Annotated in this window: 13 protein-coding genes, 1 tRNA gene and 1 pseudogene; 7 read left to right on the top strand and 8 right to left on the bottom strand. The window is 69.6% G+C overall.

Annotated elements, in window-relative coordinates; all coding sequences use genetic code 11:
• Positions 1-135: 135 nt before the first annotated feature.
• The 4 genes from ACFYXK_RS04250 to ACFYXK_RS04235 all read right to left on the bottom strand — a co-directional run bounded on the left by ACFYXK_RS04250 (position 136) and on the right by ACFYXK_RS04235 (position 4497).
• Complete coding sequence (locus ACFYXK_RS04250; RefSeq protein WP_389409726.1) at positions 136-1428, bottom strand: hypothetical protein; 1293 nt, start codon at positions 1426-1428, stop codon at positions 136-138.
• A gap of 379 nt (positions 1429-1807) precedes the next feature.
• Positions 1808-2998, bottom strand: a complete 1191-nt coding sequence (locus ACFYXK_RS04245) for a S8 family peptidase (protein ID WP_389409725.1) — start codon at positions 2996-2998, stop codon at positions 1808-1810.
• 213 nt (positions 2999-3211) lie between these two features.
• Positions 3212-3625 carry a GNAT family N-acetyltransferase gene (locus tag ACFYXK_RS04240; protein WP_030297381.1) on the bottom strand — a complete coding sequence of 138 codons (414 nt, stop codon included), beginning with the start codon at positions 3623-3625 and terminating at the stop codon, positions 3212-3214.
• Between the two features lie 173 nt (positions 3626-3798).
• Positions 3799-4497, bottom strand: a complete 699-nt coding sequence (locus tag ACFYXK_RS04235; RefSeq protein WP_389409724.1) for a 4'-phosphopantetheinyl transferase family protein — start codon at positions 4495-4497, stop codon at positions 3799-3801.
• Between the two features lie 89 nt (positions 4498-4586).
• On the opposite strand from ACFYXK_RS04235, the gene ACFYXK_RS04230 reads away from it, so the two are divergent.
• Positions 4587-5381, top strand: a complete 795-nt coding sequence (locus tag ACFYXK_RS04230) for an alpha/beta fold hydrolase (protein WP_389409723.1) — start codon at positions 4587-4589, stop codon at positions 5379-5381.
• A gap of 16 nt (positions 5382-5397) precedes the next feature.
• Here the strand turns inward: ACFYXK_RS04230 and ACFYXK_RS04225 are convergent, their stop codons facing one another.
• A complete protein-coding gene (locus ACFYXK_RS04225) occupies positions 5398-5922 on the bottom strand; it encodes a hypothetical protein (protein WP_389409722.1) in 525 nt (174 codons plus the stop codon).
• A gap of 304 nt (positions 5923-6226) precedes the next feature.
• On the opposite strand from ACFYXK_RS04225, the gene ACFYXK_RS04220 reads away from it, so the two are divergent.
• A complete protein-coding gene (locus ACFYXK_RS04220) occupies positions 6227-6712 on the top strand; it encodes a phospholipase (protein ID WP_389409721.1) in 486 nt (161 codons plus the stop codon).
• Positions 6713-6894: 182 nt separating this feature from the next.
• Positions 6895-7426, top strand: a pseudogene (locus ACFYXK_RS04215) (phosphate ABC transporter ATP-binding protein).
• Here the strand turns inward: ACFYXK_RS04215 and ACFYXK_RS04210 are convergent.
• Positions 7402-8163, bottom strand: a complete 762-nt coding sequence (locus ACFYXK_RS04210) for a class I SAM-dependent methyltransferase (protein ID WP_389409720.1) — start codon at positions 8161-8163, stop codon at positions 7402-7404. The pseudogene ACFYXK_RS04215 and the gene ACFYXK_RS04210 overlap by 25 nt on opposite strands.
• A gap of 385 nt (positions 8164-8548) precedes the next feature.
• On the opposite strand from ACFYXK_RS04210, the gene ACFYXK_RS04205 reads away from it, so the two are divergent.
• Entirely contained in the window at positions 8549-11467 is a 2919-nt protein-coding gene (locus ACFYXK_RS04205) for an NACHT domain-containing protein (RefSeq protein ID WP_389409719.1), read from the top strand.
• 211 nt (positions 11468-11678) lie between these two features.
• The gene (locus ACFYXK_RS04200) at positions 11679-11939 is read left to right on the top strand and encodes a hypothetical protein (protein WP_389409718.1); all 261 of its coding nucleotides are present in this window, start codon (positions 11679-11681) and stop codon (positions 11937-11939) included.
• Between the two features lie 85 nt (positions 11940-12024).
• Here the strand turns inward: ACFYXK_RS04200 and ACFYXK_RS04195 are convergent, their stop codons facing one another.
• Complete coding sequence (locus tag ACFYXK_RS04195; protein ID WP_389409717.1) at positions 12025-12288, bottom strand: hypothetical protein; 264 nt, start codon at positions 12286-12288, stop codon at positions 12025-12027.
• 329 nt (positions 12289-12617) lie between these two features.
• Here ACFYXK_RS04195 and ACFYXK_RS04190 point away from each other — a divergent pair, with 329 nt between their 5' ends.
• Positions 12618-12908: a hypothetical protein gene (locus tag ACFYXK_RS04190; RefSeq protein ID WP_389409716.1), complete on the top strand. Its 291-nt coding sequence runs from the start codon at positions 12618-12620 to the stop codon at positions 12906-12908.
• 201 nt (positions 12909-13109) lie between these two features.
• Here ACFYXK_RS04190 and ACFYXK_RS04185 read toward each other — a convergent pair.
• Positions 13110-13182: transfer RNA gene (locus ACFYXK_RS04185), tRNA-Arg, on the bottom strand.
• A gap of 332 nt (positions 13183-13514) precedes the next feature.
• On the opposite strand from ACFYXK_RS04185, the gene ACFYXK_RS04180 reads away from it, so the two are divergent.
• Positions 13515-15128: an ATP-binding protein gene (locus tag ACFYXK_RS04180; RefSeq protein ID WP_389409847.1), complete on the top strand. Its 1614-nt coding sequence runs from the start codon at positions 13515-13517 to the stop codon at positions 15126-15128.

Below are 15128 nucleotides of genomic sequence, written 5' to 3'. Positions count from 1 at the left end.
CCCCTACCCACCCGGGCCGGGGGGGGGGCGGGGGGGGTGCCCGGGGGGGGGGGGGGGGGGGGGGGGGGGGGGCCCGGCGGGGGGGGGGGGCGGCCCCCCCCCCCCCACCACCCTGGGTGCACTGCTCCTGCCGGGTCAGGCGATCGAGAAGGTGACGACCGTCTGGTAGGTGTCGGCGAACATGAACGGCGGGAGCTGGATCATCCCGGCGCCGCCGACGGCGAACTCACCACCGGTCAGCTCGTCCCCGCCGGCGGCCTGCGAGGCCACCTTCATCGGGGTCTCGGAGATCGCTCCGGGCGTGCCCGCGGTGCAGGTGCTCGGGCTGTCCGGGTTGGTCACGGTGCAGGACGGCTGGATGCCGATCTGCGCCTTCGCCATCGAGTGGCCGGTCGTCTGGTTCAGGAACGGCGTACGGGTCGCCGTCACGTCCCAGCCGAGCGTGCCGCCGCGGAAGTCCTGGACGGTCGCGGCGTTGAACACGCCGACCACCGACTGGGCCTTGCCGTTGATGGTGACCGAGGGGAAGGCGACGGCCGGCTGGCCGTCCTTGGGACCGAGCGCCAGCGGGCCGGGGAGGACCTCGATGTCGACCGGGTTCTTCACGCCCGCCTGGTCCTCCAGGTACACGAAGGACTTGTACGGGGTGACCGAGCCGTCGATCTTGAGGGCGTCGGCCTTCTTGGTGACGGTGATGTTGCAGGTGGCGGCGCCGGTCGCGTCCGCCGTACCGGTGCCGGTGTCACCGGTGGCCGCGCCCGCGAGGAGGGCGGAGCAGGTGACCGGCCCGGCCGCGAAGTTGGCGCCGCTGACGACGACGGCCGTGCCGGCCTTGCCGCTGTTGGGCGTCAGCTTGGTGGTGACCGGGTCCTTGGGCAGGGCCTCGACGGCGACCGAGCCGAGCGTGGCGCTGGGCCGGGGCGCCGGGGTGCAGGTCGTGGTGAACACCGAGCCGCTGAGGTCGGCGTCGGTGACCGCCAGGTCGAGCTTGATGTCGACCGCGGTGCCCTCGGTGCCGTCCGGGATCTTGATCGTTCCGGAGAAGGCCTTCGGGTCGAGCGGGGTGCCGGCGACGACGCTGACGGTCTCGGGCGGGCTGGTGACCACCTGGGTGGTCGTCCCCACCTTGAGGGTGATCTTGGTGGTGTTCACCGTGGTGACGGAGAAGCCGGGGATCAGCGGGCTCGCACCCGGATCGATCGTGATCGGTACGACGTCGCCGGCCTTGGCCGTGCCGGGCACCGTGACCGTGTAGTTCTGGTTGCCCGAACCGTCCGGCTGCGGAGCCGGGGCGTCGCAGTTCTCGAAGACGGGGGTGGTCACGGTCGCCGCCTGGGCGGTACCGGTCAGGCCCACCACGCCGCCCGTCAGCGCGAGGGACAGGGCGCCCGCCCCGGCCAGAATTCTTCGTCGGAACGTTGTACTCACTGGGTCGCGACTCCTTCGTCAGACGAACCCCTCCCCCCACCCGCTGTGTGGGGGAGGCCGAGCCGGTGCGGTGGCCGACATTGACGCGTCGCGGTGATGAGAAGTCAATGACTTGCTTTCGCCCGAAGCACACAGAAATTGATGTCCCATCAGGCCGGGTCCTCGGGGGTGCGGTGCGGGTGGGATGAGTGGGGTGCGGGCAGGGGGCTGACCTGGGCGCCGGGACCTGGGCGCCGGCCTGGCTGCCGGCCTGGGTGCGGCCTGGGTGCGGCCTGGCCGTCGGTGATCCGGCCGGAGGCCCGTGGCGGCGGGCGGACCTGCCGCCCCACGCCGCCGGGCCGGGCCGGGCCGAGGGCCCGGGGCCGTCCGCGCGGGCCCGTCAGCCTGCGGCCGCCGGGGCGCGGAGCAGCAGGTTGGCCGTGCCGGCCGGGACCCCGGTGAGGCGGTCCGCCACGGCCCCCTGCACCAGCGCGCGGGAGACCTCGGCGGGGGTCTTCGCCGTACCGCCCGCGGCGAGGCCGTCCGCGAGGATCAGCGCGGCGACGCCCGCCGCGTGCGGGGCCGCCATGGAGGTGCCGGAGGCACGGGCGAGGGCGGTCGTCGAGCCCTTCCAGGCCGAGGTGACGGACACGCCCGGCGCGGCGAGGTCCACGCAGGCGCCGTAGCTGGAGAACGGGGCCCACTGGTCCGCGGCGTCGGCCGCGCCGACCGTGACGGCCGCGGGGACGGCGGCGGGGGAGCCGGTGCAGGCGTTGTCGGCGGAGTTGCCGGCGGCGACGGTGAAGGTGATCCCGGCGGCGACGGCCCGCGTCACCGCCGCGTCCAGGGAGTAGCTGCGGGTGCCGCCCATGCTCATGTTGGCCACGGCGGGGGTGCCGGGGGTCTTGGCGGCGTCCTTCACCATCCACTCCAGGCCGCCCAGGATGGACGTCAGCGTCGCGGACCCCTTGCAGTTGGCGACCTTGACGCCGACGAGGGAGACCCCCTTCGCGACCCCGTACGTCGCCCCGCCGAGAGTGCCCGCGACATGCGTGCCGTGGCCGTTGCAGTCGCTGGAGGTCTCCAGGAACACCCCGTTGTAGCCGACCCGGGCCCGGCCCCCGAACTCCTGGTGGCCGGTGTTGATGCCGGTGTCCACGACGTACGCGGTGACGCCCTGCGCGGTGGTCGCGTACGTGTACGAGCCGTCGAGCGGGAGATCGCGCTGGTCGATCCGGTCCAGCGGCCACGGCGCCGGGTTCTGCGCGTCGCTGATCCGGAACTCGGCGTCCGGCTCCACCGAGGCCACCCGGGGGTCGGCGGCGAGGGCGGCGGCGCGGGCGGCGGTGGTGCGGACGGCGAAGCCGCTGAGGACGGTGTCGTAGACGGCGCCCACCTGGTCCCCGGCGCCCGCGGCCTCGGCGGCCAGGGCGCGGGTCGGGGCGCGGGAGGCGGTGTCCTTGAGGACCACGACGTACGGGGCGGTGGCGGTTTCGGCGCGGTCGGCGGCGGCGGGTGCGGGGTGCGGCGGCAGGGCGGTGGCCGCCGCCAGCAGGGCGGCGGCCGGGAGCAGCGCGGTGAGTGCGGTCATGCGGCCGATGCTCGGTGAGGCGCGGGCCGGGCGCGCGGAGGGTGCGCCGAGTGGGCGCACGACACGCCGCCGGACGGATGAGGCGGTGTCCGGCGGATCAGCGCCCGGTGCGGCCCGCCGGACGCCCGGCGGCGGCAGGCCCGGCCCCGGCTCTCTCCTCCGGCCGCGGCGTGGCGGGCGGCTCCGCAACCACCGCCCAGCGCTGCGTCGTCGCTAGCCGGCGAGGGGCCAGCCGCGCATGGCGAAGACGCCCTCGTCGCGGGAGCCGGCGGAGGCGTACGTGGCGAGGGCGGCCTCGTTGTCGGTGTCGACTCCCACCCACATGCCGTAGCAGCCGCGCGCCTTGGCCTCGTCGGCGAGGGCCTCGGTCAGGGCGCGGCCGATGCCGCGGCGCCGGTAGCCCTCGTCGACGGAGAGCTCGTACAGGCACATCTCGGTGCCCTTGTCGGGGTGGCTCATCTCGACCCCGGAGACCATGCCGGCGGGGATGTCGTCGACGTAGGCGATGAGCATCAGGTGGCCCGGCGCGGAGAGGAAGCGCTCGGACCAGTCGAGTCGGGCGGGGCCGTCGAAGAGCCCCTCCGCGGCCTGGAGTTCGGCGACGGTACGGGCGGGGCGGATGTCCATGGCGGTCACGATAATGGGCGCATGACGAGCGGAGACCTTGATTTCCCCACGGCGTGGCGAACGGCTCCGGAGGCGGTGTGCAGGGCGCTCGGACCGGCGTACGAAGCGCCGGCCGCCGGGTACTGCGCCGTCGGGCCGAGTCCGCGGGCCCGGGGCCGGGGCCGGGTGGCGGGTCAGGTGCGCACGGCGAGGGCCGCCGCGTAGGACGGCGGGGCCGGGAGGTCCGTCACGCGCCAGCCGGGGACGGGCGCCGGGTCGGGGCCCGTGCCGACGTACGGGTCGGCCAGACCCGCGGCCAGGCCGGTGCCCGTGCCCTTGAAGTAGGCCTCCTTGCGCGACCACAGGCGGGCCAGCGCCTCCGGCTGCTGCGCCGCGGGCAGCGCGCAGAGCTCAGCGGTCTCCGCCGGATGCAGGCTGGTCAGGACGTCCGCCACCGCCTCCGCGCTCGGGGTCGCCTCCACGTCGATCCCGACCGGCACCCCCGCGAACGCGAGGTACGCCAGGGCGTCGCTGTGCGAGAGCGAGAACTGCACCGCGCCCCCCGCCACCGCCGGCCGCCCGTGCGGCCCGTCGCAGCACGGGCAGTCCTCCCGGACCAGGGTGACGTCCCGCGGGGCCAGCCCGAGATAGCCGCCGAGCAGCACCCGCAGCCCCACGTGGGAGGCGAGGTACCGGTGCCGGTCCTCGGCCCGCACCAGCCGCTCGGCCCGGGCCCGTTCGCTCGCGTCCAGCATCGCCCGGGCCTGGTCGACCCGGTGGCCGCCGACCACGTCGAGGGTGGTGTCCAGGGACCACACCGCCACGGCCGTCCCCGTCGGGACGTCGCCGGTCCGCGGTGGGTCCTCGCCGAGGCGGTTCACGTACGTACTCACCCGACGAGGGTAGACCAGACGTTCGAGGCGGCCCTGGTTAGTCTCGTCCCCCCGCCGATCGGTTGATCAGCAGATCAAAGGAGCTCCTGATGCGAAGTGCCGCCGTCACACCGGAAGATGACCGGATCCGCTGGGTCGAGCTGCCCGGGGAGGAGCCTGCGCGGGTGTACGTGCACGGGCTGGGATCGACCTCGCCCGCCTACTTCGCCGCGAGCGCCGTGCACCCCCTTCTCGCGGGCCGCCGCTCGCTGCTGGTCGACCTGCTGGGGCACGGGCACAGCGACAGGCCCGAGGACTTCCCGTACACCCTCGAGGCGCATGCCGACACCCTGGCCGCCGCCTTGGACGCGGCCGGTGCGACCGGCGTCGAGCTGATCGCCCACAGCATGGGCGGCGCCGTGGCCATCGTGCTCGCCCACCGGCACCCCCGCCTCGTCTCCCGGCTGGTGCTCGTCGACGCCAACCTGGACCCGGTGCCGGTCGTCCCGCGCACCGCCGGCAGCAGCGGGATCGCCTCCTACACCGAGGAGGAGTTCCTGGCCGGCGGCTGGGCCGAGGTGCGCGACCGGATCGGCGCGCACTGGTGGTCCACCATGCGCCTGGCGGACCGCAGGGCCCTGCACCGCACCGCCGTACACCTCGCGGCCGGCACGACGCCGACCATGCGCGAGCTGCTGCTGGAGCTCGAGATCCCGCGCACCTACCTGCTGCCCGCGGCCGACGGCCCCCTCGCCGGGGCCGAGGCCCTGGAGGCTGCCGGGGTGTCCGTGGTCCCCGTTGCGGACTGCGGGCACAACATCATGCTCGACAACCCGGAAGCCTTCGCCCGGGCCACCGTGGCCGCACTCGCCCGCGACCAGGACCGCAACCGGGGCCAGGACTAGCCGCGCTTGGCGGCGACTAGCCGCGGCTGCGTGCGTGGGCCGTCGCTGGGGTGCCGTCCTGCGTCTGCGCCCCCGGCGAGGGGGTCCCGTCGGTCCAGGCGTAGACCCGCTTGCCGCGCACCGCGACCTGGTACTGGTAGAAGTCCCGGCACTCGGGCCGCTCCTCGGCCCGGGTGCCGTGCGGCCACCACTTGGCGCTCAGCTTCCGCCCGCCCTGGTCCTTCGGCGTGCCCGCGGAGCACTGCGGGCCGTCCAGCGGGGTCGCTCCGAGCGTGAAGCGGATCAGCCGGGCCTCGCCGGCGCTGCGCACGCGTATGCGTATGTCGGTGGCGTCCTTGGGCACCCAGGACGGCAGCGCGAAGGCCTTCTCGCCGCGGGTGGGTGCGTCGGCAACGGTCGCGAAGTGCTTGCTCTTCTCCTTGAAGACCTGGTCGTTGATGGAGTCGGTCAACGGGTTGGGCGGGAGATTGGGCAGCGCGAGGGCGGCGGTGGCGACGACTCCCACAGTTGCGGCGGCGATGACGAGGGGACGGCGGTTCATGTGATCCAGTCTCGGCCGCGGTGCTCCCGCGCGCGTCCCTCTCCAGGACGAACCTGATGTGTGCCGAAAGTCTGACACCGCGTCCTACCTGAGAGTTGCCCCGGTCAGCGGCGCCTCCTGCGGGACAGGGCCAGGACCGAGCCGGGACCCGCCCCTGACCCTTCGTCATCCCGATACCCCGGCCGGGCGAGCGGCGTTATAGCGGCGTTGAGGGGCGGCGATAGGACGTGCCCCGAGGGTGGAACCCGACGCCGTACCGGGGGTTACCCCGGGCGGCCCCCCACCCCCGTCCCGGAGGAATGCCATGCGCCGTCGTTCCGCTCCGCTCCTCGCTTCGGTGGCCGCCGCCGCCGTACTCGTCGTCGCGACCCCCGCGTCTGCGGCCCCGGCCGACAAACCGCAGGTCCTCGGCACCTGGACGCAGACCAGCGCCGCCAGCTACAACGCCTGGGTCGCAGCACGCGGCGACCAGGGCAAGTGGGCGGCGTACGGCTTCGACTGGTCGACGGACTACTGCTCGACCTCGCCCGACAACCCGTTCGGGTTCCCGTTCCAGACGTCCTGCGCCCGCCACGACTTCGGCTACCGCAACTACAAGGCCGCAGGTGCATTTTCAGCCAACAAGTCCCGGTTGGACGACGCCCTCTACGCGGACCTGAAGCGGGTCTGCTCGGCGTACTCGGGTGTGAAGAAGGGCTCCTGCGACAGCACCGCGTGGACCTACTACCAGGCCGTCAAGGCCTTCGGCGTCTCCCCGCAGGACGCGCCGCAGGACGCGCCCGCCGCCTGAGCCGTCCCGTGATCAACCCAGTCCCCCCTTGATCCCCGGTCCCGCCCGCACCCCCGTCGGGCGGGACCGGCCGCGTTCTGCGCTCCCTCGTGCGCCCCCTTCTCGCGTTCACACATTCTCCGTTTCTGCGAGGCCCTGATGTCCCAGACCATCGAACTCCCCGCCGTGTCCGCGTCCGCGGGATGTTCCTTCCCGGACGCCCGGGGCATCTCGGCCCGGCTCGGCGGCCGGGTGCGGCGCTGATCGGCCCCTCGGGCTGCGGCAAGTCCACGTTCCTGCACATCCTGAACCGCATGCACGAGCTGATCCCGGGCGCCGAACTGGCCGGGGAAGTCCTCCTGGACGGCGAGGACATCACGCCCGCGGCCGCCGCCTGACCGACGCCTGCCGTCGGATCGGCATGACCTTCCAGAAGCCGAACCCGTTCCCGGCGGTGTCGGTGTACGACAACGTGACGGCGGGCCTGTGGCGGAAGTCCGGGACCGCCTCCGCCAGCCGGGCGGCGCGCCCATCCGGGAGCCGGCCGAGGAGGTCACCATCGTGATCGTCACGCACAACATGCAGCAGGCGGCCCGCGTCTCCGACCAGTGCGCCTTCTTCCTCGCGGAACAGGGCACCCCGGGCCACATCGTCGAACACGGCGCCACCGACGCGATGTTCTCCACCCCGGCGGACCCCCGCACGTCGGACTACGTCCAGGGCCGCTTCGGCTGACCCACGCGCGCAACCCGCAGGTCGACGACGTAATGCTCGGGAACCGACCCCTCGGGGAACAGCCGGAGCAGGTGCTCCCTCTCCTCGGCCAGGAACGCATCGGTCCCGGGCCGTCCGATCAGGAAGAGCGAATGCGTCCCCAGCTTGGCGAGGTGGACGTCGACGGGGATCCGGCGGGACCAGTGCAACAGCCGGGTGGTGAACTCCAAGCCGTCCTGCGACCCGGGGTGTTCGTTGACGTACCAGCCGGGGCCGAACCTCTCCTCGATCCGCGCCTGCTGGCCGGCGATCCACTCGACGGCGACGTCCGGGTCGTTCGACCAGACGGCCAGCGCCCCGCCGGGCCGCAGCACGCGCAGGGCTTCGGGCCCGGACCTGGCCGGATCGGTCCAGTGCCAGGACTGCGCGTACGTAAGGAGGTCAAGGGACCCGGACGCGAACGGCAGCCGGTTCCCGTCCCCCCGTACGAGCGGAACGTGAGGGTGACGCCGCCGGAACTCCGCGGCCATCCCCGCCCCCGGCTCGACCCCGACCACCCGCGCCCCGCGCTCGTACAACAGGCCGGTGGCAATCCCGGTCCCGGCCCCCACATCGGCCACCCGCGCCCCGCTGACCGTCACCCCGGAGGTCTCCTCCAGGACATCCACCAGCGCCTCGGGATACGACGGCCGGTACTCCCCGTACCGCCCGGCAGCCGACCCGAACGACCGCGCCCGCTCCCCGTCTCCGCCCGTCACCCACCCACCCTCCCGCACCACCCCGCTCCCACGCCAGGGCACACCGGAGCCATGGCCGGTCTCGTCTGCTTCCGAAGCCCTCCGAGAACGCGGAAACGGCCCGCGCCATGAGCGCCAGCCGACCGCAGCTCAGTCCAGCCCCCCACCCCGCCCACCTCCACCACTCAAGTGCCCCTGACCTGCACGAAAGCCCTCCGCGGGGGAGGGCTCGGGGTGGGACGTGGAGAGTGCCCGGCAGCACTCGAACCTGCAGCTAACTCCACCTTGAGCGTAAAACGCAACAGACAAGACAGATTTCGCAAAAGGTGTATTTATTGATTCCTCGCTGGTGTCCAGGCCGGGGGAGCTAGTGTCAGACTTTTCGGTGCTGCGCACAGGAGAAGTCATGGAACCGATGCTGGCCGGGCTCGCCGGGCGACTTGCCGGCGGTGTGGTGCAGAAATCGTTCAAGTCGCTCACGGGAGGTGCAGCGACCAACGAGCCCTCTAAAGTTCCCTCAACTTTCCCGGAATGGGATGAGGAGGTGGACCATAGAGGCGGCCTCATCCTCAAGGACCCCGCCAGCGGTGAGACGGCAACGATTCTCACGCAGGATCAGGTAGCTCAGATCGTTGAGTTCATGGAGTCGCCTGAATGCGTAGCCCTGACCCAATTTCTCCTGATCGGAAAGTTTGGCAGCAGGGTAGAGGGGGCATTTTCGGCAGTCACTGAGGGGTTCGAAGACGCCTTCTGTTCGCTGGTCGGAATTCATTGCAGTGAACGAAACTACAACTGGTCAGATCTTGCCGGTGTGCTGTGGGTGCTACTGACGGAATCTCTTGAGCAAGTCTTTCCGCTCGATCAGCTGTCTTCGTTCGTGACGGCAGACGAGCAAAAACGTCTGTCGTCGTACGTGGGCACTACCTCGCTAATCGAGGGTCGGATGCAGCCGGCAAACGTAGCCTTTAGGGAACTGGCGGATATTGCAGGCGATCGGCGGCGGTTTGAGGCTGCGCGACACAGTCTCTATGACATCCGCACAGCCTCTGCCGGCTACTACTCAGAGGTTAATCTAGCTCATACGCTCGGCCACACCCAGGAATCCTTCCGCTTTGATAGCGGGGTTCTCTATGTTACGCGAAGCCTGCGTAGGCATAACTCCAGTGAACTGCGCACGGATGAGTTCTTGGCGAGGCCGCTCAACCGACCTCGCTGCGTCGTAATCGGTAACCCGGGCGTTGGCAAGAGCACCATGATCCAGCACTTGATTCACAAGGTGAGCTCGTCGACCTCGACAGACGGGAGCGACTTCGCCCCTCTTCTGGTTCAATGCAGAGAATTTGCGGCTGCGGATTCAAGTAAGTATATCCTCGACGCGATTACTCGATCGCTGCGTGAAAACCTGCAGCTTGAGATTGAGAATTCAACCCTCGGCGACGTCCTGACTCTGGGGCGAGCTTTGGTGGTTTTCGACGGCATCGATGAGATTATCGATATCGGCAGGCGGACGGCTTTCGTTAAAGCCATCGAGCAATTCGCGATCCGGTACCCGCTGGCGCCTATTCTGGTCACGGCTCGCCGTGTGGGCTATCAAAAGGCTCCCCTGCGGGCGAGTGAGTTCACTCTGTATGAACTCGATGACTTCAACGACGAGCAAGTTACTGAGTATGTGCAGAAATGGTTCGCCGCGACTGAGAGAAGCGACGCGGAGCGGGATTCATTTCTGCGTGAATCGCAGAATATTCACGACGTGTGCGCTAATCCGCTCATGCTTTCGCTGCTGTGTGCGCTATACCGTGCCCGGGGCTATATTCCTCGAAATAGGCGAGAAGTTTACAAGTCCTGCGCCGATCTGCTATTTCAGCGATGGGACTCCATGAGGCAGATCGAGCAGCCCATGGACCACCGGCAGTACGGAACTCGCCTCATGCAGGACCTTGCCTACTTCTTTTACCGAAGCCAGTCGGCTCAAGGTGGAGTCGAGGAGGGGCAGCTGCGGAAGGTGATCACCAATTTCTTCACGGACACCGGATCTGTGGAGCAGGAAGAAGGTTCTCGCCGGGCTCAAGCGTTTCTCGATTTCTGTGCGGACAGGGCTTGGCTGCTGACTTCGCAAGGAACGACGGATCGTGGGGAGCGGCTGTTCGGTTTCACGCACCGCACGTTTATGGAGTACTTCTCCGCAGAGGAAATCGTACGTAGGGCTGCTTCGATGGATCTCCTGGTCGAAGAGGTAGTGAAGGCATACGAGCGGGATTCGAGCTCGGTGCTGGCTGACGTGATCATTCAGTGCGCGGACGAAAAGCATGACAGGGGCGCTGAAGCCATCGTCGCGGGTCTTTTGGAAAAGACCCGCTCTCTCGGAAAGGCTACGGCCAGCAAGTATGTCTCGCTGAGCCTGAGGATTCTCAATGCGGCACCTCTTCCTAAGCGTACGACGGATGCGATTTTTGGCGCCCTGTTTGACTTCTGGGAGCGGACGCCAATCGACGATACGGTAGCTTCCTCTGCCGAACTGTTCGACCTCTATCGGGATCCACGAAACCGTCTCTACGCACTGCTTGTGGATGGGATTGAGGTGGGTTCCTCGGAGCCGGCCCGTGCGGTCGTTGCGCGATGGGCTCGTTTTGCCGTTTCGTCAGAGAGCGGATATTTCGACGAAGGCTGGGCCCTCCAGATGGGCGATTTGGCTTCCCGTCTCTACGCGGAAGAGCCGCCAAGGGATACCGCGGTCCAGGCTTTCCTTCTCCTAATCGGCATCGCCGATGTGGAAACATTGAACCTGCGGCACCTTCCTGGTTGGCTTACTCACCTGGTTGTGTTCGGGCAATGCCGACTTGGGCCGCTTTCCGTCGAGCTGCTGCAAAAGGTATGGTTGCGTGAAAATGTAGACCTTAGCGTTCTCGATTGGGCGATGCGTCAAGACTTGAGTAAGTGGCGTATTGACAATCCTTACGGCCTCGCGGAGTCGTTCGAGGATGTTTCGAAGTTTTTGAAGGAAATGTCCCCTGATCAACTGAGGGAAATCGACTCGGACGGAGCGCTCCGCAGGTTGCTGCTCTGGTTGGCATGCGCTCTGTACGAGTCCAGCTCGCCGAGCCTGCACGCCTTCCATGAAGTAGTTCAGGGAGTTCACGGGCTTGAGTGGTTCGCTCGCGCTGCCGCTACCCGCGATGAAGCTCGGATGGCCGGTGTGGATCTGCGTAGCCGAAGCCGCCCCTTCAGCCGGACAGAGTTGAGCAAGACCGTCGAGGAACTTCAGCTTCCGACATGGTTCGGGAAGTGGTGCCGTGGAACCGCGATCCTGACACGCGCTGTCGACTGATTGCCGCCGTGAGTAGCACCTGTGTCAGCCCACGTATTGATGTGGTTTGCCAACCACCGTCACGGCAGAGGAGTAGCCGCTCGGCCTCGTAGGATGCCCGTACGAGCCTTGGGGTCCACATGGTTACGCCTCGACGCTCGCCAAGACGGGGTTCCACCCGCTCGACGTTGCGCGGCATCTCCGGGGCAATGCCGGCGTGGACGAGCGGGTGGTGCGACTTGTCGCTCACCACTCCTGTGCGTGGATGGAGGCGGAGGCCTGCGGGCTCCGCGAGAAGCTCAAGGACGAGTTCCCGTGCGAGGCCCCTGAACTGGCCGACGCGCTCTGCTTTTCCGACATGAACACCGCCCCGGTCGGCGCCCCACCAACCCCGTGGACCGGGTGGACGAGATCGCCGGGGGAGCCCGAGATCCTGTTGAGCTGTGCGCGCGTGCACGAGCGGCTGGCCGCCGCCAAGCGTCAGCCGATGTAAGGCGCCCGCCGAGACGTGTCCATCGCGTCCTCGATGCGTAGCGCGCATTGTCGATCATCGCCTTGCTGCGCGCTCCGGTGCCGAGTCACATTGCCGTGGTTGATCTGCGTACGGCGCTGCGCGAGTTCGCCTTCAACATGAAGCGTCGCGACCAGGCCGCGCCGGAGACGATCGCGATTCTCAGATGGGTCGAGCGGAACACGCCGTCGATGGCCGCTTGGGAAGATCCGGCCAAGGTGGAAGCCGTATTGAGTGCCCTTTCGGCCAAGCTGGACGGGAAGCCGGTCGCACTGAGCTCTGTCAAGCGCACCACACGGGTTCTCAACGTTGCGATGGAGTGTGCGGTCAAGCAGCGGATTCTTCGCGAGAACCCGCTGCCCAAGGGGAGAGGTACCTCCCCCAAGACCTCCTCGGCTGTGGACAAGCGGTCCCTCGTGAACCCGCAACAGGCCGCCCTCCTGTTAGACGCGATCCGTCGGCGTCCCCGCGGGGGAGAGCGACTTCACGCCGTTTTCGCCACGTTGTACTACGTGGGCCTTCGCCCTGAGGAGGCGGTGGCACTGGCCGTCGCCGTTGCACGCCTGCCGGTGGAGGGGGACGTAGACGGATCCTGCGCGAGCACGTTGAGCGCGAGGGCCTCAAGCCGGGTGACCTGCTGTTCCAAGGGAGAAGGGGAACATGCTCGCGGGCTCTGTCATCCGCCGGGCCTGGCGTACGGCCCGCGAGAAGGTTCTTACTCCGCACGAGTTCGAGTCGCCGCTCGGGAGAAGGGTGTACGACCTGCGGAACACCTGCTTGACGAACTGGCTCAACGGGGGCATCCCGCCGGCCCAAGTAGCCGACTGGGCCGGCAACAGCGTTCCGGTCCTCCTGGCGACCTACGCACGGTGCATCGACGGGCAGCTCGCCGATATGAAGCGACGGATCGAGGAGGCCGGAGATCTGCCGGATGTGGGCGCCCAGACCTGAGAGGGGCCCAGAAAACTTCACCGCGTATTCTCCGCAGCCACCCGTAGAAACCCGGTGACAGCCGGACACGCCCGGACCGTCCCCAGCCCACGCCGACGCCGGACCGGGGGCTGATTGGCTGATGCAGCGGACCTGGGAAAGCGGCCCTGACCTGCACGAAAGCCCTCCCCGGTGGGGAGGGCTCGGGTGGGACGTGAAGAGTGCCCCCGGCAGGACTCGAACCTGCGGCCAAGTGCTTAGAAGGCACCTGCTCTATCCACTGAGCTACGGGGGCCGGAAGGTGGCCGTGGTGGCCTGGAGCCCCGGGGTGGGGGTGGGACTGTCGTCCGGACCGGGTCAAGGATAGGGCTCCGGCCGCCTTGTCCCGGTTGCTTCACCCGCGTGCCACGATGTGGAGGTTCGGTGAAGCGGTCCCGATAATCGCAGGCAGGTGCGATTCTCGCACCGCTTTTGCGCCGCGGCGCCTCTGGTGTTGTGCACTCGTTATGCCTGCGCCCCACTCGTCCGCTGTGTCCAAAAGGTCCCACTGGAGTCGCGGTCGGCGCGCAGAGGGCGTATAAGCTTCAAAAATGGTCCCAAATTGGGCATTCTTCGCATGTGGTGACCTTGGATGTTCGGCCTCAGCTGCTCGATGCCCTGTCCGCCCTGCGCGACCGGGTCGCGTCCGTGCGTCTGCCGCTGCCCCTGCCCGGCGCCCCGCGCGCCCGCCAGACCAGAGCCGAGCTGCTCGCGCAGCTCGACGACTACCTCGTACCCCGGCTGAAGGCGCCCGAGGCGCCGCTGCTCGCCGTCGTCGGCGGGTCCACCGGGGCCGGTAAGTCCACTCTCGTCAACTCCCTCGTGGGGCGCCAAGTGAGTGAAGCCGGCGTGCTCCGGCCCACGACACGGACCCCAGTGCTCGTCTGCCATCCGGATGACCATCACTGGTTCGCCGGAATGCGGGTTCTCCCCGATCTGATGCGGGTCTGGGCCCCACCCGGCGAGGACGACCCGCTCCCCGCCCCCCACCGCGGCTCCCCCCGCACCTTCGGGAACACCGCCGCCACCCGCGAGCTACGGATCGAGACCGTGGCCGGCCTCCCGCGCGGGCTCGCCATCCTCGACGCCCCCGACATCGACTCCCTCGTCGTCGAGAACCGGACACTCGCCGCCGAACTCATCTGCGCCGCCGACGTCTGGGTCATGGTCACCACCGCCTCGCGGTACGCCGACGCCGTGCCCTGGCACCTGCTGCGCACCGCCAAGCAGTACAAGGCCACCCTGATCACCGTCCTCGACCGGGTCCCGCACCAGGTGCTCGCCGAGGTCTCGCGGCAGTACGGGGCCCTGCTCACCCGGGCCGGGCTGGGCGACGTACCCCGGTTCACGGTGCCCGAGCTGCCCGAATCGGCCGGCGGGGGCGGGCTGCTGCCCGCCAGCGCCGTCGCACCGCTGTTCGCGTGGCTCGCCCACCACGCGCAGGACCCGGCCGCCCGGCAGTACGCCGTCGGGCGCACCGCGCTCGGCGCGCTGGACTCCCTCGGGCGCCGGATGCCGGAGCTGGCATCGGCCGTCGCCGCCCAGTACGCCGCCTCCGTACGGCTGACCTCGGCCGTGGAGGACGCGTACCGCAGGGAGGGCAAGCGGGTGCGCAACCGGCTCGACCAGGGCGCCGTACTGGCCGGGGACGCGCTGACCCGGTGGCGCGGCTACCCCCTCGACACCAGCGCCGACGAACTGCTCGACTCGCTCGCCGAGTCGCTCGCCGCGCTGCTCCAGTGCGCGGTGGCCGCCGCCGACGAGCGGATCGCCCAGGCCTGGCGGCGCGAGCCGGCCGCCGGGGCGGTGCAGCTGCCCGGGCCCGACCGGGAGGCGGCCGAACGTATCGGCATGGCCGTACGGCGCTGGCGGCGCGTGCTGGAGGAACTCGCCGAGGACGAGGTCGCGCGGCTCGACAAGCAGCCCGCGCCCGACCCCGACGGGGTCGCCGCCCTGCTGGTCGCGGCCCTCCTCGGCGGCAAACGGGCCCGGCCCGCCGGGGAGAAGCTCGCCGAGCGGATCGGCGTACAGGCGGCGGTGCGGCTGCGCGACCGGGGCGGCGAACTGGTCACGCAGCACCTGGAGCAGGTGCTGCGCGCCGAACGCGACCGGCGCCTGGCCCCGCTGGAGGCGCTCGAAGTGACGCCGGAACCGCAGGCCGAACTGATCGCCGCGCTGTCCCTACTGCAGAAGGAGAGGTGA

The sequence above is a fragment of the Streptomyces sp. NPDC002209 genome, assembly GCF_042890265.1.
GTDB lineage: Bacteria > Actinomycetota > Actinomycetes > Streptomycetales > Streptomycetaceae > Streptomyces.
This window is presented reverse-complemented; position numbering and strand designations above follow the sequence as displayed.

Coding starts and splice junctions, on each gene's coding strand:
- ACFYXK_RS04245 (WP_389409725.1), bottom strand. CDS start 2,998: ATGACCGCACTCACCGCGCTGCTCCCGGCCGCCGCCCTGCTGGCGGCG.
- ACFYXK_RS04240 (WP_030297381.1), bottom strand. CDS start 3,625: ATGGACATCCGCCCCGCCCGTACCGTCGCCGAACTCCAGGCCGCGGAG.
- ACFYXK_RS04230 (WP_389409723.1), top strand. CDS start 4,587: ATGCGAAGTGCCGCCGTCACACCGGAAGATGACCGGATCCGCTGGGTC.
- ACFYXK_RS04225 (WP_389409722.1), bottom strand. CDS start 5,922: ATGAACCGCCGTCCCCTCGTCATCGCCGCCGCAACTGTGGGAGTCGTC.
- ACFYXK_RS04220 (WP_389409721.1), top strand. CDS start 6,227: ATGCGCCGTCGTTCCGCTCCGCTCCTCGCTTCGGTGGCCGCCGCCGCC.
- ACFYXK_RS04205 (WP_389409719.1), top strand. CDS start 8,549: ATGGAACCGATGCTGGCCGGGCTCGCCGGGCGACTTGCCGGCGGTGTG.
- ACFYXK_RS04190 (WP_389409716.1), top strand. CDS start 12,618: ATGCTCGCGGGCTCTGTCATCCGCCGGGCCTGGCGTACGGCCCGCGAG.